General features: G+C 28.0%; 19 protein-coding genes. All 19 read left to right on the top strand.

The window, feature by feature from the left end; translation table 11 throughout:
• Positions 1–76 precede the first annotated feature (76 nt).
• Positions 77–370, top strand: a complete 294-nt coding sequence (locus tag IC174_RS13860; RefSeq protein WP_227483176.1) for a head-tail connector protein — start codon at positions 77–79, stop codon at positions 368–370.
• Positions 357–692: a phage head closure protein gene (locus IC174_RS13855; protein WP_227483175.1), complete on the top strand. Its 336-nt coding sequence runs from the start codon at positions 357–359 to the stop codon at positions 690–692. The genes IC174_RS13860 and IC174_RS13855 overlap by 14 nt, the downstream gene beginning before the upstream one ends.
• Positions 693–707: 15 nt before the next feature.
• Positions 708–1,091 (top strand): HK97-gp10 family putative phage morphogenesis protein, encoded by a 384-nt coding sequence (locus IC174_RS13850; protein WP_227483174.1) that lies wholly within the window; start codon positions 708–710, stop codon positions 1,089–1,091.
• A gap of 14 nt (positions 1,092–1,105) precedes the next feature.
• A complete protein-coding gene (locus tag IC174_RS13845) occupies positions 1,106–1,435 on the top strand; it encodes a hypothetical protein (protein ID WP_227483173.1) in 330 nt (109 codons plus the stop codon).
• Between the two features lie 75 nt (positions 1,436–1,510).
• Positions 1,511–2,125 (top strand): major tail protein, encoded by a 615-nt coding sequence (locus tag IC174_RS13840; RefSeq protein ID WP_021382699.1) that lies wholly within the window; start codon positions 1,511–1,513, stop codon positions 2,123–2,125.
• A gap of 52 nt (positions 2,126–2,177) precedes the next feature.
• Positions 2,178–2,732 (top strand): major tail protein, encoded by a 555-nt coding sequence (locus IC174_RS13835; RefSeq protein WP_227483172.1) that lies wholly within the window; start codon positions 2,178–2,180, stop codon positions 2,730–2,732.
• Positions 2,733–2,736: 4 nt separating this feature from the next.
• Complete coding sequence (locus IC174_RS13830; protein WP_227483171.1) at positions 2,737–3,105, top strand: hypothetical protein; 369 nt, start codon at positions 2,737–2,739, stop codon at positions 3,103–3,105.
• 21 nt (positions 3,106–3,126) lie between these two features.
• Positions 3,127–3,279: a hypothetical protein gene (locus IC174_RS13825; RefSeq protein ID WP_021382702.1), complete on the top strand. Its 153-nt coding sequence runs from the start codon at positions 3,127–3,129 to the stop codon at positions 3,277–3,279.
• Positions 3,280–3,295: 16 nt separating this feature from the next.
• The gene (locus tag IC174_RS13820; protein WP_227483170.1) at positions 3,296–9,250 is read left to right on the top strand and encodes a phage tail tape measure protein; all 5,955 of its coding nucleotides are present in this window, start codon (positions 3,296–3,298) and stop codon (positions 9,248–9,250) included.
• 594 nt (positions 9,251–9,844) lie between these two features.
• Positions 9,845–10,954 carry an IS200/IS605 family element RNA-guided endonuclease TnpB gene (gene tnpB, locus IC174_RS13815; protein WP_227483169.1) on the top strand — a complete coding sequence of 370 codons (1,110 nt, stop codon included), beginning with the start codon at positions 9,845–9,847 and terminating at the stop codon, positions 10,952–10,954.
• A 195-nt stretch (positions 10,955–11,149) separates the two neighbouring features.
• Positions 11,150–11,881: a hypothetical protein gene (locus IC174_RS13810; RefSeq protein WP_227483168.1), complete on the top strand. Its 732-nt coding sequence runs from the start codon at positions 11,150–11,152 to the stop codon at positions 11,879–11,881.
• A 15-nt stretch (positions 11,882–11,896) separates the two neighbouring features.
• Complete coding sequence (locus IC174_RS13805) at positions 11,897–12,682, top strand: phage tail domain-containing protein (protein WP_227483167.1); 786 nt, start codon at positions 11,897–11,899, stop codon at positions 12,680–12,682.
• Positions 12,683–12,693: 11 nt separating this feature from the next.
• A complete protein-coding gene (locus IC174_RS13800; RefSeq protein WP_227483166.1) occupies positions 12,694–14,370 on the top strand; it encodes a phage tail protein in 1,677 nt (558 codons plus the stop codon).
• Positions 14,371–14,384: 14 nt separating this feature from the next.
• Entirely contained in the window at positions 14,385–16,316 is a 1,932-nt protein-coding gene (locus tag IC174_RS13795) for a tail fiber domain-containing protein (RefSeq protein WP_227483165.1), read from the top strand.
• Between the two features lie 2 nt (positions 16,317–16,318).
• On the top strand, positions 16,319–16,540 hold the full coding sequence (locus tag IC174_RS13790; protein ID WP_021382691.1) for a hypothetical protein: 222 nt from the start codon (positions 16,319–16,321) through the stop codon (positions 16,538–16,540).
• Positions 16,516–20,151 carry a BppU family phage baseplate upper protein gene (locus IC174_RS13785; protein WP_227483164.1) on the top strand — a complete coding sequence of 1,212 codons (3,636 nt, stop codon included), beginning with the start codon at positions 16,516–16,518 and terminating at the stop codon, positions 20,149–20,151. Before IC174_RS13790 ends, IC174_RS13785 begins: the two co-directional genes overlap by 25 nt.
• Positions 20,152–20,171: 20 nt before the next feature.
• Positions 20,172–20,510 (top strand): hypothetical protein, encoded by a 339-nt coding sequence (locus IC174_RS13780; protein WP_227483163.1) that lies wholly within the window; start codon positions 20,172–20,174, stop codon positions 20,508–20,510.
• Positions 20,510–20,647, top strand: a complete 138-nt coding sequence (locus IC174_RS13775) for an XkdX family protein (protein WP_227483162.1) — start codon at positions 20,510–20,512, stop codon at positions 20,645–20,647. The genes IC174_RS13780 and IC174_RS13775 overlap by 1 nt, the downstream gene beginning before the upstream one ends.
• 66 nt (positions 20,648–20,713) lie before the next feature.
• On the top strand, positions 20,714–22,381 hold the full coding sequence (locus IC174_RS13770) for a hypothetical protein (RefSeq protein WP_227483161.1): 1,668 nt from the start codon (positions 20,714–20,716) through the stop codon (positions 22,379–22,381).
• The last annotated feature ends 2 nt before the right edge of the window (positions 22,382–22,383 follow it).

The following is a 22,383-nucleotide window of genomic DNA, read 5'->3' as shown; positions in this document are numbered from 1 at the left end:
AGGTCAGCCAGAAGTTACTAAGATGTTAAAAGCTAGAAGCATGAAAAAAACACAAGAAGTAAAGTAGGTGGGCATGTTGGAAGAAAGTGAAATACTAGATTCTATAAAATTATATTGTAGGCTAGATGATTGTTCAGAACAGGAAATAAGAGAATTGAAAGAAGCTTGCGAAGAATATTTGAAAAATGCAGGAGTTAGAAAAGATTATGAAAATAAATTATATTTTTTAGCTATAAAGAAACTAGTTTTACATTTTTATGATAATAGAGGTATAGTAAGTAATAAAAATTCAGAAATTGTATATGGTATAACCCCTATAATAAATCAATTGCAATTAGAAAAGAGAGCAGAAGAAAATGTTAGAATGTAGAATAACTATAGAAAAAATTTCTGAGAATGATACAGATGAAATGGGATTCCCACTTGAAGATTGGCAAGTGTATTACAACTGTTGGTCAGATTTTAAAGCTATAAGTGGTAAAGAATATATATCTGCAAAAGCTACATCTAGCGAAAATATAGTAACTTTTACTATAAGATATTCAGAAAAAGTAAAGTTTATAATAGAAGACGCAGAAAGTACTAAAAAATATAGAATTAAATATAAAAATAAAAATTATGATATAATTTATATTTCTGATTTTGAAAATAAACATACGTTTGTTGATTTTAAATGTAAACTTGTATCTTAGTAGGATGTGAATAAAATGAGTATGGAATGGAACGGTTTTTCAACATTACAACAGAAATTAGAAAACTTAGAGAAAAAAGTAAGTAATGAAGTAGTGGACAAAGCATTAGGTGAAGGTTCAGAGGTGCTTCTAAATGGTCAGAAAGAGACTGTATCTGTTTTAACAGGGAATCTGTTGCAAAGTTTGGGTACTTTTGATAAAAAAGGCTCTGGTGCTAATAAAAAAGTAAATATAGGTATAGCACATAATCAAGATAGAGCTGCCACTTATGGATATTATCAAGAATATGGAACTACTAAGATGGCGGGAACTAGCTGGATGCGAAGGGCTTGGAATATGAAAATAGGAGAAGCTAGTACAAAAATAAAAGAAATACTTAGAGAATCATTAAAAGGTTAAATGTGGAGTAAAAAATGCTAAATGAATTGATTTGTAAAATAATGAAAGGTATGAATATAGATTGTTATTATTTAGAAGCTAATTGCAAGAAAGATAAGTATGTTATTTTTTCTATTTACAATGAAAATAGACTTGACCAAAATTTGTATGATGATGATTATATAGCTACTACATATAGCATACAAATGTCATTTTGGTATAAAAGACCTAGTGATATTACTTTGTATGAAGATATAAAGAATGAAATGAAAAAAAATGGTTTTTATCTTAAATCAGTAGCAGATAGAAAAGAAGGCGAATTTTATGGTAAAACATTCGACTTTTTATATGAAAAAGATGAATAATAATAAAATTGTTGAGGTGTCCAAATTGGACACATTTTTTATGCAAAAATAAAAAAAGGAAGAAGGTAATAGGATATGCCAAATGCAGAAAAAAATTATAAAAGTAAAATAATATCTGGTCTTAAAAACATACATGTTGCAAAAGTAAATGATGATGGAACTTTTGCTGTTCCAGTGCCTATACTAGGAGGGAAAAAAGTAGAATCATCATATGAGATAAGCGAAGATATAACTTATGCAGATGATATGGCGGTTGATAACGATATGACTGTCTCAAATGGTTCTGGGAAAGTGACAGTTTTAGGATTATTAATGGATGAAAAAGCACTAATTTATGGTGGAGATAATATGTCTGGAGGTTGGGGACTATCTACTAATATGCAAGTACCTAACCTAGCGATTTTATTTGAACAGCAAAAAAGAGATGGTGGGAAAATATTAAGTGTAATATATAATGCACAATTTAAACCAGCTGGAATTAATGCAACTACAGTAGAAGAAAAGAAAGAAAAAGAAACTGTTGAATTAGAATTTACTTCATTGCCAGCTATAACGAGTGTTGATGATAAGAACTATTTTTATTACACAGTAGACACAAAAGATAAAAATGTAAGTCAAGAAATGATTGAAAATTGGTATAAAACAGTTCAAGTTCCAAAAAAAACAGTAGAGAATACTCCAGAATCATAAAAATAATATGGAGGGCTTATAAGCCCTCTATATTTAATTAAAGGTGAAAAAAATGAGTTATAATTATAAAGAAAAAATTATACATGGTTTTGATAACATACATTTATGTGAAATAGATGAAAATTCTGTTCCTAGAAAAATATTAGGTGGAATTTCTGTAAGTATAGAATTAAAACAATCTTACAAAATTATGAAATGTGGTGGAAATGAAAACATAATTTTTTATGGTAAAGTAACTGGCACAGGGAAATTGAATTTATTGGGATTAACAGCAGATGAAGAAGAATTAATCTGGAATTTTAAAAGATATAAAAATGGAATAGTTGTTGAAGATAGTATAAAACCAAACAATTTAAGATTACTATTTACAAGAAAAAGACGTGATGGAGCAATTATTTATTACTGTATATATAATGTTATTTTTGATATAGATAGTATTTTAGCTGAAACAGATACAGCAAAAAGAAGTAGTAGTAAAAGAGAATTAAATTTTAATGTGTTTGTTGACAAGAAGTTGAAATTAACTTTTTTTTCAATGGACACAAAAAATGGAGAAAAAGAAATTTTAGATAAGTGGTTCAAAAAAATACAAATTCCAGAAAGGTAAAAATATGATAGATGATAAGATAACAATTAAGTTAAATGAAGAAAGTGTTGTGTATGATGCTAGGTTGGACATGGGAGCAATAGCAGAAACACAGCATTTTTTCAAGTTAAGAAATGATTTTATGACAGTACCAGAAGTTTTGAAATGGGTTGGTAAAGGCGATTTTATGGTGGTAAATGAATTAATTATACAGTCTATATTAAGGTGTCACAAACAATTGAATAGAGAAGATATAATAACAAATTTAAAGTTTAGAGAAATGCCCAAAATACATGAATATTTAAATTTGTTACTTGATAAAGCTATGCCAGCAAAAGAAAAAAATAATGGTGAAGATGAAATTGAGGATATAGAAGAAAAACAAGATGATTGAGACTTTGAGTACTTAGAATATTTGTGGACTACAGTATTAAAAAGACCAGTTCGAGATTTTTTAAAAACTACACCAAAAAAATTATTTTCACAACTTGATGCACATGGAAAATTCAAAGGTGTAGATAAAGAAAAAAAGAATGTTGAGATTGTTAATTCTACAGAATTTATGTAAAAAAGGTGGTGGTTAAATGTCAGAGGAGATAGAGAAGCTATCGGTCACATTAGCATTAGAAGCAAATAACTTTACTAAACAAATCAGTGCAATAAATAAAGAAATAGGTAATTTAGATAGAGAATTTAAAACAGCAGCACAAGGTAATAAACAATTTGAAAATAGCTTCAATGGTCTTGGTGCTAAGATGCAAAAGCTTACAAAACAGATTGATTTGTATAATAAAAAGTTAGAGAGTCAAAAAAATCAGTATAAAAGTTTGCAATCTACTTTAACCACACAAAAAGCCAAGCTGGATAGTTTAGAAAGCACACTAGGTAAAAATTCTAATGAATGGAAAAAACAAGCTCAACTTGTACAAAAAAACGCTGAAAAGTTAAGTAGATTAGGAAGTAATATAAACCAAACTAAAAGTACAATTAGTAGACTCAGAACAGAATTAACACAAACAGGTCAAAAATTTCAAGAACTTGGAAATAAAACATTAACTATTGACCAAAAACTGAGTAGATTGAATAGTCAAGCGAGATTAACAGAATCAGAGTTTAATCGACTTGGGGCAGAGCTTGCACAAAGTGGGTCATATTTTCAAAGACTTGGAAATGAAATGAATCAGCTGGGAAGTAAAATACAATCAAATAAAGCTAGATTAGCAATATATCAAGCTGAATTTAACAAATTAAATAATGAATTAAATCAAAATAAACAAAAACATGCACAACTTGGTGCTGAGATTAGGAAAACTGAAAGTATTTTAAGCCAAGTAGCAGCGTATTATGGTAAAAATTCACATGAAGCACAACAACTCACACAAGAATTATATAGATTAAAAGATGCTTATAATAAACAAGAAATAGAAATAAAACAAGCTGAAACTGCTTTGAATGGTTATCAAGCAGAACTCAACCAGACTAGTGCAAATATAACAAGATTATCAGCACAACTTAGACAAATGCCTTTCACAACGTTAAGCCGTTCGTTACTAACGGCTGGACAAAACTTGAAAAGCGTTGGAATGAGTCTAGGTATGTATGTATCTATGCCACTCGGGATGTTAGGGATAGCAGCAGCAAAAGCAGGCGTTAACTTTGATACAAGCATGTCTAAACTACAAGCAACAGCAGGAATTGCAGATAAAAGTAGTGTTTCATTTCAAAAACTACAAGAAAAGGCACAAGACCTTGGAGCTAGAACTTCATTTTCAGCAGCACAAGCAGCGGATGGTTTAACATATTTAAGCCTTGCTGGTTGGGATGTAGAAACATCTTTGTCAAGGATAGAACCTGTTCTAAGGGCGGCAGAAGCTGGTGGTATGGACTTAGCATTATGTTCTGATTTGGTTACAGATAGTATGGCAAGTGCTGGAATTGCAAGTCAAGATTTTACTAAATATTTAGATATAACAGCACAAGCACAAAGAAAATCTAATACTAATATGCAACAAATGCTAGAAGCATATGTTGTTGCAGGGGGTATATTTAAAAATCTGAATATGCCATTGGAACAGTCTGGAGCATTAATTGGAATATTAGCTAATAGAGGAACAAAAGCAAGTGAAGCTGGAAATGCGTTAATAAGTGTATTTTCAAATATAATAGGAGAAAATGGACGAGCAGGAAAAGCGTTAGATGCATTAAATATATCTTTATTTGATTCAGAGGGCAAACAAAAAGATACAGTTAAAGTTTTAAAAGAAATGAGTAATGCACTAGGTGTAACATCTGATGAAACAACAAAATTAACAGAAGAAGAAAGAACACGTTTTGCAACTATGATAGGTGGTAAGACACAATATGATACATTAATGAAGTTGCTGGCAGGTGTAAATGATGAATATGACGATTTAGAAAAAAGTTTGAAAAATTCTAAAGGTGCATTGATGGAAGTTGCTACAACTATGAAAGATAATCTAGGTGGTTCAATTATAAATATGAAATCAGCTTTAGAAGGTGCTGGAATAAAAGCATTTAAAGCAATGGAACCAGTTTTAGCAAGTCTCATACAAAAAATTACTGAGTTAGCTAATTGGTTTACTAATCTTGGAGAATCTTCGCAACAAAACATAGTCAAAATGGCAGCTATAGCTGTAGCACTTGCACCTGTTTTAATGATTTTTGGTCAACTTATAATTGTTAGTAGTCATTTAACTAATCTGATGGGGAACATTAAGAAAGCTACAACAGCATTAGGAGCTAGTGGTTTTGGGAAATTAGCAGCAAAGGTTGGAGCTTTAATTCCGAAATTATTTACTCTACAAGGTGCTTTTGCACTGTTAGCAGCAGGTGGGATTGTATTAGCTACAAAAGCCTTGCATGACTATAGTGTTGCAGATGGCAAAGCATATGAACAAAGAAAAAAGAATATTGAAACATTAGATAGAGAAAAGAAAAGTTATGAAGAATCACGACAAAAAATTGGATATATAGCTCAAGAATATGACAAGTTAAAAGGTAAATCGAAACTAAGTTCAGAAGAAGCTGAAAGACTGAAAACATTAACTAAAGAAATCGCTGAAATAATGCCAGAATTAGTATCTGGATATGATGAAGAAGGCAATCCGATACTAAAAATGAAGGGTTCAGCCACAGAATTATGTTCTGAATTAGATAGAGCAATAGAGAAAAAAGAACGTCTTATAAATTTTGATAAAATGGACAATGCTGAAATTGCTGTTGATAAGCAGTCTGGTAAAAGAGGTAAGGATGGTAACAAGCTTACAGGAAAGGCAGCAGATTCATACCAAACAGACGGCGAAAAAATTATAACCATACAAAAAAAGTACAATGATGATATTGCAAAGTTAGAAAAAGATGGTGTAATTCTACGTGGTAAAATAAGAAATTCAGAAGGCAAAGACAGAGAAAAATATATACAAAAATATAATGAACATTTAAGAAAAAGAGAAAAATTAACACAAGATGCACAAAAAGAGAATGAAAGAAGTTTAGAAGAAGCTAAGAAAGTAGCACAAGAAGTTGAAGAAGGTGTATTTGCTACTGTAAAGTCTAGTAGTAGTTTTAAGTCTAGCGAAAATAATGATGCTAAAAAACAGTTTGATGACCTAAAAGGTATTTTAGATTTTAGTGGAATAAAGACACAAGAACAATTATCTAATGCAGAAAATGCTATGAATAAATTGTTTAAGTCAGCCTCAGCTGGGAAAATAAATTTATCTGATGTAAAAAAAGAAATTGAAGGAGCTAATGATGCATTAGCTAAAGATGGAAATTTAAATTCTTATAATAAAAAAATGCAAGATTTGGCTAAAACAATTGCTAATAAAACAGGAACAAAAGCCAGCGACTGGGTAAGCTTATTAACTACTTTAGATAAAGAATTTTTAAAAACTAGTGATTCAACAGATGTTTTTCTTAAAAAGTTTAATAGAACTAGACAACAATTAGAAGCTGGTGACAGTTTAGCTGTTGCAGTACAACAACAATATGAAGCATTAAATGCTGCTCTTGAAGGTCTACAGATAACAGGAAAAGAAGAGGTAGACATACAGACTGTTATTGATTTTACTAATGACCAGAACATACCAGAAGATGTTAGAAATTTTGTAAATAGCTTAATAAAAAAAGATGCAAATGGAAATATAACTAATTCAAAAGAAGTTATAAAATTTACAGCAGATTTATTATTTGAACTACAACAAGAAAATCCTAACTTTGATAATTTACAGGCAGAAGCAGATAAGCTGTTCAAAGGTGACAAAGTAAAAGTAACAGAAGATTTAGAAATTACAGAAGGTGAAATTGACACATCAAATGTCAAAACAGATGATGTTGAACAAAAAATAAAAGATAAATTTGCACAAGATAAAGTATCAGCTAAAATTAATGTTGCAATTGAAAATGGAGATATAAATTCTGATAAAGTTAAACTAGTTGGAGAAATATTTGATAAAATACCAGAAGATGTTAGAACGAAATTTATATTAGATAATACAGAAGCGATTAATAAAGCAAAAAATTATGATGATATAATTAAATATTTAAAAGATAATCCAGAAATTGCACAGAAATATAATATAAAAATAGAAGGTTTAGAAAAAGCAAAAGAAACCAATAAAGAAACTAACAAAAATAAAGGTCAAACCTCTACGCAAAAAATGAAAGTTGAAGGTGCTGAGGAAAGTAAAGAAAAAGCTGAGGGTACTAATCAAGAAGTAGATAAAAATAAAGGTCAGACCTCTACGCAAAAAATGAAAGTTGAAGGTGCTGAAAAAAGTGAAGAGGATGTTAAAAAAACAAATGAAGAAGCATCAAAAAATGATGGAAAGAAGCATATACAGACGGTAGAAGCTAAAGGGGTCGAAGGTACAGCTGAACAACTGAATCAATTAGCAACTAAAGCAAAAGAAGTAGGAAGTGGTAAATATGAAATAAGTATAACAGCAAAGACGGCACAAGCAGCTAAAAATGTAAGTGGGTTAATAACAAAGATAAATCAATTTAGTAAAGTAAAAGTTAAACAATTAGTATTTAAAACAGAAACAGCACAAGCAGCTAAAAATGTTACTGGTTTAGATAAAAAAGTAGCTAGTTACAAAAGTAAATATGGTGGAAAAACTATAACAACAACATTTAGAGCAGAAACAGCACAAGCAGCTAAAAATATATCGGGCTTGATGCGTAAGATAGATTCATATAAGGCTAGTTACGCAAGGTCATTTACAACATCAATGACAGCAAATGTACAAGTTAATAAGAATGTTACAACAACAGAAAAAACAGAAAAAAATGAGACTGGGAAACCTGCATCATTACTAATAGAAAAAGCGATACCTGCACCTGCATTATTAAATGATTCGCCAATGCCAGCTACAAGAGAAAATATAATACCTCAATTGAGGGGATTTACTAATTCAACAACAATTGCAATAACTGGGAAAGATATAGCAGAAGCATTAAAATATGATGTTAATTTATTGCAAGAATTAGAAAATAGACTACAAAAAATAAATAATGAATTAACTAGACTAGATAAGTTAGCAGAAAATGCAACTGATGCAGATAAAATAAAATATCTACAAAAACAAAATGAATTGTACAAAGAGCAGGCAGAGGTACAAAAAGATTTAGAAGATAAATTAATAAGACAAAAAAATTATTATAAATCTGCACTTGAACAAAAAGGACTAAAATTTAATAGTGACGGAAATTCAACAAATTATGAAGAGGAAATATTAAAGAAAAAGAAAATAGTTGCAGACTTAGAAGAAAAAGCTGAAAAAGCAAAAGATAAGAATAGTGATTCATTGCAAAAAAAAGCTGAAAAAGAAAAGAATAGTCTGGAAGAAATACAAAAACTTTATGATGAATATATAAAGGTTACTTTAACCAGTTTACCAGAATGCATAGGTCAGTGGAATGAACTTAATCAAAAGATTAAAGAGAATGAACAAAGTATAAAAAATGTAAAAAGAGAGCAAGAAAAATTATTCATGGAATCGACATGGACATCTATGTACAAAGATGTTCAGCAAGTGAAAAATGAATTAGATATGTTAGATGTAAAATTAAAAAATGCATCTACAGAAGAAAAAGAAGAAATAATTAAGAAAAAAATAGAGTTACAAAAAAAGTATAATAAAGAATTAACTGAAACAACTGAGTACATGAAACAAGTTCAAAATCAGCTTAAAGGCAAGCTACAAAAATTAGGATTTGAATTTAGAGACAATGGAGATATTTCTAATTATATACAACAATTACAAAAGTTGAAAGAAGAAAACAAAGATTTTGAAGAAGCGGAAGAACTTGCAAAAGGATATTTAGATTTATTATTAGAAAAAATACCATCTGCACAACGAGAGCTTGAAGGAATAACTGGAGCAATAGCAGATTTAAAAGAAGAACAAAAAAAGCTATATGAAGAACAATTAAACACTATCACAGATGTAGAAAAAGAAATAACAGACATATATAAAAAGCAAGTTGAAGAAAGAAAAAAATTAATTGATTGAAAAATAGCTACGCACACTTGTGACTTTAGTCATGAGTTAGTAGCTAAAATAGTCAGCATATAGGGAAACTTATATGTAGAGATAGGATAGAACCTATCCAATACTACTTGAATTGCTGGAAATCCCTAAAGCTAACCAAACTAAAACATAAGGATGAAATAAACCTAAGTGTGAAAGTTACGAAAGTAGAAAAAATTGGTTAGATGGTATAAGGTTAAACCCTAAGTACTTTAAAATGGGCAATCAGCAGGTAAACTCCGAATAGGAGAAACTTCAACGACTATTCCTCTTGAGGGAAGTACACTACAAGTTATTGGTAGTGGAAGTGGGTAGACCTTAACGGATAATGCCGAAGGATAAGATATAGTCTGTGCTTACATGAAAGTGTAAGAAGTTCATAAGAGAACTGCATAGGTAGTAGCGAACTTGTGTGAACGACAACCTCAAAAATGATAAAAGTTAAGGGCTTATGGTTCTTATATATGTTATTTAAAAATAAATATAAAAACCTTCAAAATACTTGTTTTAAGTAAATTATATATGTTAATGTTATGATGAGTAACGAAATATATTAATAAAAACAAGTAAAGTGAGGTGATAGTAGTGGAAAAAGCTTATAAGTTTAGAATGTATCCAAATAAAAAACAGCAAGAGTTAATTAACAAAACTTTTGGATGTTGTAGATTTGTATATAATAAATATCTTGCTAAAAGAATAGAAGTTTATGAAAACGATAAAGAAACTTTTACTTATAAACAGTGTAGTTCTGATTTGACCCATTTAAAAAAAGAATTAGAGTGGCTTAAAGAGCCTGATAAATTTTCACTACAAAACACCTTAAAAGATTTAGAAAACGCATATAAAAAATTCTTTAAAGAAAATGCAGGATTTCCTAAATTTAAATCAAAGAAAACTAATAGATTTTCATATAAAACGAATTTTACAAATGGAAATATTATGTACCTTGGTCAATATATAAAATTACCTAAACTTGGTATGGTTAAAGTAAGGGATAAACAAGTACCTCAAGGGAGAATACTTAATGCTACTATATCCAAAGAACCAAGTGGTAAATATTATGTATCATTATGTTGTACTGATATAGATATTGAAGCATTTGAAAATACTAATAATCAGATCGGTTTAGATTTAGGAATTAAAGAATTTTGTATCTCAAGTTGTGGACAATTTATAGAAAATCCTAAGTATCTTCTAAAGTCATTAAACAAACTTGCTAAATTACAAAGAGAATTATCAAGAAAAACAATTGGTAGTTCAAATAGAAATAAAGCAAGATTAAAAGTTGCAAGACTTCAAGAACATATAGCTAATAGTCGAAAGGATTTTCTACAAAAACTATCTACTAAATTAATAAAAGAGAATGATATTATTTGCATAGAAGATTTACAAGTAAAGAATATGGCTAGAAATCGTAAACTATCTCGCTTAATTTCTGATGTGTCATGGTCAGAATTTGTTCGCCAATTAGAATATAAAGCTAATTGGTATGGTAGACAAATTGTAAAGGTAGGTAAATTCTTTGCAAGTTCACAAATATGTAATAAATGTGGGTATAAAAACGAGGAAATAAAGAATTTAAATATAAGAGAATGGATTTGTCCTTGTTGTAATGTAACTCACGATAGAGACATAAATGCGAGTATAAATATACTAAAAGAAGGATTAAGACTAATAACAGTTTAAAATAGATAACGTATGTAAGAACCGTAGGAACTACGGGGATAGCCTGTGGAGAATTGGTAAGACATATTTTAGTATGCGAAATTCTATGAAGCAGGAACCCTGTGACTTCAGTCATGGGAGGTTCAGGAAGAATTAAAGAAAAGAACAGATGCTCTTAATAAAGAGAAAAAAGCTTATAATGATGCAAGAGAAGAAATGAATTATAAGAATGATGAAAAAGAGCAAAAAGATGCTATTGCAAAAATAGAAAAAGACTTAGAAAAAGCTAGAAAAGATACAAGTTTATCTGGTCAAAAAAGAGTACAAGATTTAGAAAAAAAATTGCAAGAAGAGCAGAAAAAGCTAGAAAAATTAGTACAAGATAATCTTGATAAACAAGTAAATAATATGTTTGACAAAGAAAGCGAAAGATTAGAAAATGAAGCAGAAGAAACAGTCAAAAATCTTGAAGAAAAATTTTCTGATACAAAGCTTGCGGAGATAGTAAAAAAGGTATTGGATAGTGGAATTTTTACAGATATAGATGGTAATGTAAAAGATTTACAGGATACCATGATTGAATTTATAAACAAATACCAAGATGGTCTAACTATCGCAGGTGATAAAATAAAAACTGAATGGCTAGACAAACTGGATGAAGCTCTTGAAAAAATGGAAAATATAGCAGAAATAAATGAAAAATTAGGAGTAAAAGAATTTAATACAAATTTAAAATCTTTAGACTATAATTCTCAAAGATATAGTCAACCGACTAGTCGCATGCTAAACAATAATACTACTAATAATAATCAAATTATTTTTAATCCTAGTAAACCACTGATTGTGATAGAAAATGCTACAAAAGATTCCATACCAGATTTACAAAAAATTATTGATAAAACTATAAAAGAAGCACTAAATGATTTTGCAAAAGAAATTGTTAAATAAAAAAGGAGATAAAAATTGTTTATTTCAGAAAAATTTATTTTAAATAAAAGAACTAGTGATTCAATGAGTGTAATTTTAATTACAGAATCAAATAATGATATATTTAATGACTATGGATTTGTGTACTCTGAAACAATAGAAAAAGTAAAAAGCTATAATGATAATCCAACTTTCTTTAAAGGGGAAAAAGATACTAATGAAATAGTATTAAAAATATGCTTAGTAGATGAAAATTATGTCCCTAAAATGTGGTCTGATTATGATATAGAAGAAATCTACACATGGATTAAAACAGATGATTTTGTAGAATTTATCAGTGAAGATAATGTTGAACTTACTTATTATGTAAGAGTAACTAAAATAACAAAAAAATTTACTGATAATATGGAAGGTTATCTTGAAGTTACATTCCAGCCGTTTACAAATTTTGCTTATAAATCAGATGTTAAATCAATTACAATAAAAGAAAATATTGAAAGAAAAATAATTATAAATAATAAAAGTAATATGCAAGAAGATTATATGCCTATATTTGAAATAACTAATCTAGGGGATGAATCTACTGTAAATATAATAAAAAATACTAGTATAGAAGATGGACAATTTGAAATTGCAGGGATAGAAAAAAATGAAAAAGTAACAATAGATAATTTATATTGTACAGTAATTAATACAGAAGGTAAAAGTAGATTTGAAAAATGTAATAGAAATTGGTTAAGATTAAAAATAGGAGAAAATAAATTAAAAATTATAGGTAATTGTAAACTAACAATAAAGTCAAAATATCCTGTTTTAACTTAATCAATAATGAGGTGATACTTATTTTAAGAGAGAAAATTAATTTAAAAGAAATTAAAAAAGATTATAATATAACACTACATAAAGTTAATAAAAATATAATTGGACAAATACCAAGATATTGTTTAAATTCTCTGACTAGGAAAATTGATGGTATTGACGAGTTAGAATTTACAATACCAAAATATGTTTTTGATAGAGATACATTGAAAAGAAAAATAAATATTATATATGATATGACTAAAAACGAAAGATTTATATGTATTAATAATAAAGAGTATTTTGTTATAAAAGAAATAAAAGAAGATAATTATAAAAGTAAAGTAGTTAAAGCATATTCAAGAGAAATTAAATTATCAAAAGTAGATATAAACATAGAAAATATAAATATACAGCTATTTACAGCAGAGGAAGAAAACGAAATATTTTCATTGAATGATTACATGAAAAATGAAACAGGATGGCAGCTAGGTCATGTAGATGAAGATATAGCATATGATGTATTAGAAGATGGAAGTAAACAAGAAAAAATCAGATGGCAAGAAAGTGTAAGCACGAATTGGTATGACTTTATTACAAAAAATATAAAAGAAGAATTTAATTGTGTTATTGAATTTGATACCTTCAATAAACTAGTTAATTTATATAATATAGATAGTTTTGGAGATGAAGTAAAAATAACATTAACAGAGGATAATTACATAAAATCTATTGAAAAAACTTTGAATACAAATGATATAGTAACAAGGTTGAAACTTGAAGGAAATGAAGAAATGGACATAATAGATGCTACTGAAACAGGGTATCCCTACATTGAAAATTATTCTTACTTTATAGAAAATGGAGAAATGAGTTCAGAACTAATGAAAGCAATAAATGTATATGAAGAAATGGTAAAAAAAAGAAAAGCACAATGGAGAGAATTAGCAGATTTAAAAAGTAGTAAAAGCAATGAATTGACAGATAAAAAAAATGAATTACAACTTGTTTATGCATTTATAACAGGTTTACAAGGTGAAAAGAGAGCATATGAAGCATCAAAAGATGATATTAATTTAGCTAGAATTATAGCAGAGATAACTAAAAAAAATGATGAAAAAGTAATACTAGAAGTTGCTGTAAGAAATTTAGAAGAAGAAATTGAAAATCTAAGAAAAAGTATAGATAATGTAAATTTACTTTGTAAGCGTGAAACTGCAACAGATGAAGATGGAAAATTAATATTTAATGATGAATTATTAGAAGAGCTGAAAGAGTTTGTGTATTATGATACATATACTAATTCAGCTTTTATTAAAGTTGAAGATTTAATAAAAGCTGGTGAAAGAATTTTAGAATTAAAATGTAAGCCAACAAGTGAATGGTCGATAGATATAATAAATTTTTTAGATAGAATTTTAGATAATGGCAGGCAACATTGGGATGGCATATTAGGACTTGGTGATGTAATAGAACTTTATAGTTATAAAGAGAGTATAAAAAAACTAATATATTTTGTAGGCTACTGTCAAAAATTTAATCCTAATAGTTTGACAATAGAATTATCAAATAAAAAATTGAAAAATGATGATATAAAAACTATCTCAGATTATCTAAAAATGGCAAAAGAGTCACTTCAAGTTTTAGAGTCTAAAAAATACTTATTGATACAACAGAAATACAATAAAATAAGAAAAAATAGAAATATCTAAAGGGGTGAAAGTCATTGGCTGTATTAGATAATAGCCCTACTTTTTCATATGTTCGTATAACTGGAATAATAGTACATTACCATAATGAAGTTTACAATGTTGCAGAAAAATATTCTTGCATGAAATACATCTACTGGAATAGAAAGAACCCTTATCAATTAGAAGATTCAAATATTTTATTTGATAATTCGGATGAAAAATTTCTTGTAATAACTAATACAAATGGTATGCATAATATAGTTCCACAAAGTGAAGATTCAAATTTCAGTATATCTTTTGATGGGGATTCTATAAAGTCTATTGAAAAACACATTCATGGATTATATGAAAAAAATGAGGAAAATGACAAAAGATTTGTTTCTATAGAAACAGATATAACAGGAGTAAAAACGACGATAGGAGATTTAAAAGAAGAAGATACAAAGATAAAAGAAAATATAACAAAATTAGAATTAAAATCTGATGAAATAGACGCTAGTGTTAAAAGTGTTAGAAAAGATTTTACAGATAATAAAGAAATAAATGAACTAAGAGAAAATGTTAATAAAAATATCATAGAATTAAATGCAGCGATTGGCTTATATAGCTCTAAGATAACAGAATATTTCAAAGATGATAAAGTAACAAATGAGGAAAAAACAGAAATAAATATACAAAATACTATTATTGATGATAAGAAAAAATTGCTATATGTGCAAATTGAAAAAGTAATTTTAATATGTGATAAAAATGTTGATACAACTGGAAAATTAAATATAAATAATGCTAAAAATGCTTTAAATGAAGCTCATGACAATTTGAAAACTGTAATAAATTCAGCTATAGCAGATGGTGTCGCAACTCCTAGTGACAAGGTTTTAGTTATAAATACTTTTTCTAAATATAATATAAAAATAAATGAATTGAAAAATGTTCTGGACAATATAATTTTACTTGGTGCAGGTGGAAGTATATCAGAAGAATTAGCGAATTTTAATATTAAATCTAATCAAATGACTATGAGTGTACAAGAAACAGAAAAAAATATAAAATCTGAAATTAAACTATTATCTGATGAAATAGCACTAAAGGTTAGTAAAGGAGAATTTAGTTCTTTAATAGAACAAAAATATGATAGTGTAAGGATAGCTTTTAATAAAATAAGTTCAGCTTCTGTGACTATTAACTATGATGGGATAACAATTTTGAATGGCTCTATAGCATGTGATTGTTTAACTACTCCAAGAGGTCACGACCCTATTATTAGATTGTTTGAAGATAGTAGTGCATCTATATGCTTAGATGCACAAGAAAGCAATGGTTCTGTAAAAGGAAGTGCAGTAAGATTAAAGTATAATGAAAACTATCTATTTATAAATAGATATGGAGCAAACATATTTGTTGATGGAGAGGTAAGACTACAAGTAAAACAAGATGATGCTTTTGTAAAATGTGGAAATGCAAGATTTTGTTTTACTAATGACCCATATTCATTCTTCCCAGACCAAAGCAGAACTGACTTAGGACAAAGCTATAACACATGGAGAAATGTTTACTGCGATACATTAAGGTGTGATGATGTTAGAAGTACATCAGATAACAGGTTCAAAGAAAATATTAATTATATAAGTATGACAAAAAGAAGGTCTTTCTCAATGAATATAGAAACACCTTTTTTAAATTTTTTAACAGATGATTTGAAAATAGCTACATTTAATTATAAAAATTTTAGTGAAGAAGAAAATAATCAACAAATCGGATTTATAGCAAATGATATAAAAGATACAGAAGTTGGAAAAATGTTTGTTTATGATTATAACGATGAAGGGCTAAAATTTAGTGTATCTGGATATACAACTATTATAGCAGCAGCGTTAAAAGAAGAAGTATTAAAAAGAGAAGAATTAGAAAATAAAATAAAAGAATTAGAAAAAAATATACAAGGATTACAAAGTAAAGGAGAATAAAAATGGATGTAGATTTTAAAATTCTGTATGAGAATGTACAAGAAGAATTGAATAAGAGTATGTCTAATATGTTGCTCTATAAGAGTATAGCAATGCAAAAAGATATAGAGATAAAAGACAAAGATAAAAAAATAAAAGAATTAGAAGAAAATATTATATCGCTTAAAAAACTATCTGAAAATGTAGAGGGTGTTGAACAATGCGAAACAGAGACTATGAAGTAAAACAATATTTTTTAGAAATAGATTTTTCAGAGTATGAAAATAGAAAAAATATAGTAAAAAAAATAATATATAGTGAAAATGATATTAATACAGCTTTTATTAAAGCACAACTAAAAAATGATGGAAAGATAATGGATTTAAGTAACTATGATGTCATAGTCAACATATGGAAGAATGTAGGTAATAAGGTGAACTCTCCATGTGTCATATTGGATGCAGAAAATGGAGAAGTAGAGATTCCAATTACTAGGGAAGCTTTGAAGGGTGCAGGTATAAACCCATTTACAATCATGGCTATAAATAGTGAGGGGTCTTTAGAATCTCCAAGATTTTATTATAGAGTAGAAGAAGGGCTTGTAAATGATGATGATATTGAAAATGCAGATGAATTTGGTGTTTTAGTATTATTAATAAGTCAAGTCAAAGAAGTCTTGAAAGATAATGATATTCTGGTTACTAGAGTTGAAAATTTAGAAAATTTGATAGAGGAACAGGAAGAAATAAGAGAAGCTAATGAACTGGTAAGAAAAGAAAATGAAGAAGTAAGAAAAACCAGTGAAGAAACAAGAGAAGCTAATGAACTGGTAAGAAAAGAAAATGAAGAAGTAAGAAAAACCAGTGAAGAAACAAGAGAAGCTAATGAACTGGTAAGAAAAGAAAATGAAGAAATAAGAAAAACCAGTGAAGAGACAAGAGAAGCTAATGAACTGGTAAGAAAAGAAAATGAAGAAATAAGAAAAACCAGTGAAGAGACAAGAGAAGCTAATGAACTGGTAAGAAAAGAAAGTGAAGAAGTAAGAAAAACCAGTGAAGAAACAAGAGAAGCTAATGAGTTAGTAAGAAAAGAAAATGAAGAAATAAGAAAAACACAAGAAATAGATAGGCAAAATTCTATAAAAAGAATGGAAAAAGAATTAATTGATAAAACTGATGAAAAATTTAATGAGGTTGATATAACGCTAGATAATAAATTAAAAGAACAACAAAAACAAATTGATGATAAAATAGTTGAAACTAATAATAAGATAAATGAAGTAGATACTAAAATAGTTGAAGTTGACAACAAGATTGTTGAAGTGGATACTGCTAAAACAGATATGACAACAACTGTATCTAATAAATTAACTGAATTTGAACAAAGATTTGAAGAGTTGGAAAGTACAAATACAACAGGAGAAATAATACAAACAAGAGAAGCTTACGATGGAACTCAAAAAAATACATTGAAAGAAAGATTTACATATGATTTTGATAAAGTATATGAAAAAATAGCTGAAATGAGTTCGGCTGCAACTAATGTAGCCTTTAGTAAGTCTTATGTTGAATCTGATTGGTTATCTGATGGAGAATACTTTAAACTTACAGTTAACCATAATCTTGTTACGGAGAATATATTTGTTGCCATATTGGATGAAGCAACTAAGAAAAGTATGACTAATTCTTATACTGTAGTTGATTCTAATACAATAGAAATTTTTAATGAAAGTAATATAGATGTAAAAGTGACTGTTGTAAATGGTAATACAAATAAAGAAGTTATAACAGCTACAATAAACGATAATATAACAGCACTAGATAGTACTTATTCTAGCGTTAAAATTGATGCAAAAATAGGTGTAAACGAATTAAGCACAAATGCTAAAAACCTAACAGATGCAGTTAATGAACTTTTTCAATCTGTCAGTAATGGAAAGGAATTAATCGCTACTGCTATTACTGACAAAAAAGTACCAACTAATAGTAGTGATACATTTCAAACTATGGCAAGTAATATTAGTAGTATAAAACAAATGCCAGATATGCCTGATGATGTTGAAGAAATTTGGAGTTTTAAAGAACATATTAATACAGTACATTCAGTCTGTGTAGATTCACAGGATAATATTTATAGTGGCAGTAGTGATAAAACTTTAAGAAAAATATCATCAAATGGAGTAGAAGTATGGAAGTTTACTGGGCATACAGGTATTATATATTCAATATGTGTAGATTACCAAGACAATATTTACAGTGGTGGTAGTGATAATACAGTAAGAAAAATATCAATAAATGGAGCAGAAGTATGGAAATTTACAGGACATACGAGTTATATTAGAAGTGTATGTGTAGATTCTCAAAATAATATTTATAGCTGTGGTTATGATAAAACAGTAAGAAAAATTTCTTCTGAAGGTACTGAAATGTGGAAATTTATAGAACATACAGATATTGTGTACTCAGTCTGTGTAGATTCGCAAGATAATATTTATAGTGGCAGTAGCGATAATACAGTGAGAAAAATATCATCAAATGGAGTAGAAGTATGGAAGTTTACTGGGCATACAAATAGTTCGTACTCAGTCTGTGTAGATTCGCAAGATAATATTTATAGTGGCAGTAGCGATAAAACTGTAAGAAAAATATCATCAAGCGGTACTGAAATGTGGAAATTTACAGGACATACAAATTATGTGTATTCAGTCTGTTCGGACTCACAAGATAATATTTATAGTGGAAGTATTGATAATACAGTGAGAAAAATATCATCAAGCGGTACTGAAATGTGGAAATTTACAGGACATACAAATTATGTAAATTCAGTATATGCGGACTCACAAAATAATATTTATAGTGGAAGTAATGATACTACTGTAAGAAAACTACAACAAAATTTAGGTATTTTAGTTACAAAAGACAATCAAAGTGAAATACACAAAATAACTAAACTAGATACTATTGTGAAAGAGGTGTTACCTGCTCCTATTGAAATATGGAGTTTTACTGATAATGCTTCTCCTGTAAGTTCAGTATGTGTAGATTCACAAGATAATATATATGGTGGTAGTTGGGATAAAACTGTAAGAAAAATATCAAAAGATGGAACAGAAGAATGGAAATTTACAGGACATACAAATAATGTTAATAGTGTATGTTCAGATTCACAAAACAATATATATAGTGGTAGTTATGATAATACTGTAAGAAAAATATCTGTTGATGGTACTGAAATATGGAAATTTACAGGTCATACAAATACTGTATATTCAGTATGTGTAGATTCACAAGATAATATATATAGTGGTGGAGCAGATAATACAGTGAGAAAAATATCAAAAGATGGAACAGAAATATGGAGTTTTATTGGGCATACAAATAATGTTAATAGTGTATGTTCAGATTCACAAAACAATATATATAGTGGCAGTATTGATAATACTGTAAGAAAAATATCTGTTGATGGTACTGAAATATGGAAATTTACAGGTCATACAAATACTGTATATTCAGTATGTGCAGACTCACAAAACAATATATATAGTGGTAGTTATGATAATACTGTAAGAAAAATATCTGTTGATGGTACTGAAATATGGAAATTTACAGGTCATACAAGTAGTGTGTATTCAGTATTTGTAGATTCTCAAGATAATATTTATAGTGGCAGTAGCGATAATACAGTGAGAAAATTATCAGCAGATGGAGAAGAAATATGGAGTTTTATTGGGCATACACATACTGTGTATTCAGTATGTTTAGACTCACAAAATAATATTATTAGTGGTGGTTACGATAAAACTGTAAGAAAAATACAAAATACACATACAGTACAGAAAGTAGCTTATTATAATTAAAAAATTTGGAGGAAATAAAAATGAGTAATCAAAAATATTTAACAGGTTTAAAACATAAAGAAGGTAATATGTATAAAGTAAATTTAATACACAATATGCCTTTTGATAAAGTAAATGGATTGGGTAAATCAGCTCAAGAATTAGAATTAAATGGAGTATTAGTTAATGAAATAGTAGAAGCAGAACAAAGAGAAGGTTTTGCATCTGTTATGTATGTAGATAAGGCAACAAAAGAGATTACATATGAGTATGTAGAAATACCTTTAACACCAGAACAAGAAGTATTAAAAAAGATTAAAGAGTTAGAACAGGAAAATGCAAACATAAATTACAGTTTAATGATGGGAGGATTAATATAATGTTAAATTACGATAAAATAAAATATTATTATGATAATAAAATGTGGACTAAAGAAATGGTTAAAAATTCAGTAGGTAAGAATAAAATAACTGAAGTAGAATATAAGCAAATAATAGATGAGGACTATACTGAATAGTTCTTTTTTATGTTCAAAATGGAGAGTTACTTTTGTAGCTCTCTAAATAAAAAAGAAGGTGATAAATTGTTAAATGAAGATGTGGTAAAAAATATTAATAAATTAAATAATGAACAGGATAATATTAATTTAGAACTTAGTAAAAAAGCGAATAAAGAACATAAACATAATGTTAGTGATATAGAAGGAATAGTTGCAAATGCAGAAGATATAAATTATACAAATATAAAAAATGAAGAAATTTCAAACTCGAAACAAGCTTTAGACATATTATTTACAGACACAGAAACTAGTAAAAAAAGTATTTTAGATATAGAAAATTTAGTTGAGGCTGAAAATATAAAATGTACTACCAATACAGGAGAATATACTATAGAAAACAGTAAGAAAGGTTATTTAACTAACTTAAATATAGAAGGAAAAACACTAGTTAATTTAGCTAATCCAAACAACATAGCTATAACAGAAGGTTTGCGATATTTAAATCCATTTAAGTACATTGAAAAAGGAAAAGAATATACATTTATTAATTTAAGTAATAAAGAAATATACTATTTTCACAATAATGTAATTAAATTTAAAATGAATCCAGATAGTAAAACTCTATATACTATAGACATAGATATAACTGATACTAGCTGTCTTTGTGTAGCCCACAGTGAAAAGGGCTGGGGAGAAACTGATACAGATAAACAAGAGTTTACTAAGTCAGTGATAATTTTAGAAGGTGATTATACAAGTGTAGATATTAATTATTTTGAAGGGCTACAAAGTGTTGGTCAAGGAGATAATATAGAAATTATATCTTGTAAAGAAGATATGAGTTTGTTTGATAAAAAAGTAATTCAATATACACTTAGAGGATTACCAGATGGTACAAGAGATGGAATAGTTTATAAAGATGGTTGTTATAAGTTAATACAAAGATGCGAAGAAATCACATTAGATGGTCAAAGTTTTTGGTCTGAATTTACAGCTAATTCAAATGATGCAACCTTGCTATTTAAAAATCCTATAGGTAAAAGTGTATCTAATAATACAAACTTATATTGTGATATGTTTAAACCAATAGTAATATTTGATGCAACTAATACTGTTGAGGGAGTTTATGAGACGTCTAGTAATATTTGGGTAAGGATTTTTAAAGATAGATTAGCAACCCCAAATTTAGAGGGTTTTAATTCATGGTTAAACAATAACAAAGTTACTTTAGTAAGACCTTTGAAAGAGCATAAAGAGATAGATATTTCTTCAATAAATTTATATCAATATGACAATAAAACTAAATTTATTTGTAATTCTAATATTGTCACTAATATTAGTTTTGAATGTACTAGAAATTTAGGAAGTCAAATAGATGTTATTAAAAGCAGTATAAAAAATATAAATCATATACAGTCTAGTCCTAGAATTATGGATTTATCTAATAAACTTCTAAATGGATGGAAGAGAACTGTTTCAGATAATGGAGGATTTATAATAAGTAAAAATGGTAATCAAGTTAGTTTTCATATGCGAATAACAGGTGGAGCAACAACAGATGGTACGACCTTATTAAAATTACCAAATGGATTTATACCTAAAACCTTTTATGTTTTTCCCGTTTTTACAACTCAAAGCAATCAATTAGTTCAAGGTTTTATATTTTTTAATTTTGGAAATGGATATCTTCAAACTACACAATTAGGAAGTAATGTAGATGTGTATAGTTATGGAACTTATTTTATTGAATAAGA

The organism is Clostridioides sp. ES-S-0001-03 (assembly GCF_020676075.1).
Lineage (GTDB): Bacteria > Bacillota > Clostridia > Peptostreptococcales > Peptostreptococcaceae > Clostridioides.
Note: the sequence above shows the minus strand (reverse complement) of the source record. Positions and strands in the feature narration are given on the sequence as shown.

Bases quoted from the DNA above. Each gene is read 5' to 3' on its own strand.
- IC174_RS13855 (WP_227483175.1), top strand. From the start codon at position 357: ATGTTAGAATGTAGAATAACTATAGAAAAAATTTCTGAGAATGATACA.
- IC174_RS13850 (WP_227483174.1), top strand. From the start codon at position 708: ATGAGTATGGAATGGAACGGTTTTTCAACATTACAACAGAAATTAGAA.
- IC174_RS13845 (WP_227483173.1), top strand. From the start codon at position 1,106: ATGCTAAATGAATTGATTTGTAAAATAATGAAAGGTATGAATATAGAT.
- IC174_RS13840 (WP_021382699.1), top strand. From the start codon at position 1,511: ATGCCAAATGCAGAAAAAAATTATAAAAGTAAAATAATATCTGGTCTT.
- IC174_RS13835 (WP_227483172.1), top strand. From the start codon at position 2,178: ATGAGTTATAATTATAAAGAAAAAATTATACATGGTTTTGATAACATA.
- IC174_RS13830 (WP_227483171.1), top strand. From the start codon at position 2,737: ATGATAGATGATAAGATAACAATTAAGTTAAATGAAGAAAGTGTTGTG.
- IC174_RS13820 (WP_227483170.1), top strand. From the start codon at position 3,296: ATGTCAGAGGAGATAGAGAAGCTATCGGTCACATTAGCATTAGAAGCA.
- IC174_RS13810 (WP_227483168.1), top strand. From the start codon at position 11,150: ATGAATTATAAGAATGATGAAAAAGAGCAAAAAGATGCTATTGCAAAA.
- IC174_RS13790 (WP_021382691.1), top strand. From the start codon at position 16,319: ATGGATGTAGATTTTAAAATTCTGTATGAGAATGTACAAGAAGAATTG.
- IC174_RS13785 (WP_227483164.1), top strand. From the start codon at position 16,516: ATGCGAAACAGAGACTATGAAGTAAAACAATATTTTTTAGAAATAGAT.
- IC174_RS13780 (WP_227483163.1), top strand. From the start codon at position 20,172: ATGAGTAATCAAAAATATTTAACAGGTTTAAAACATAAAGAAGGTAAT.
- IC174_RS13775 (WP_227483162.1), top strand. From the start codon at position 20,510: ATGTTAAATTACGATAAAATAAAATATTATTATGATAATAAAATGTGG.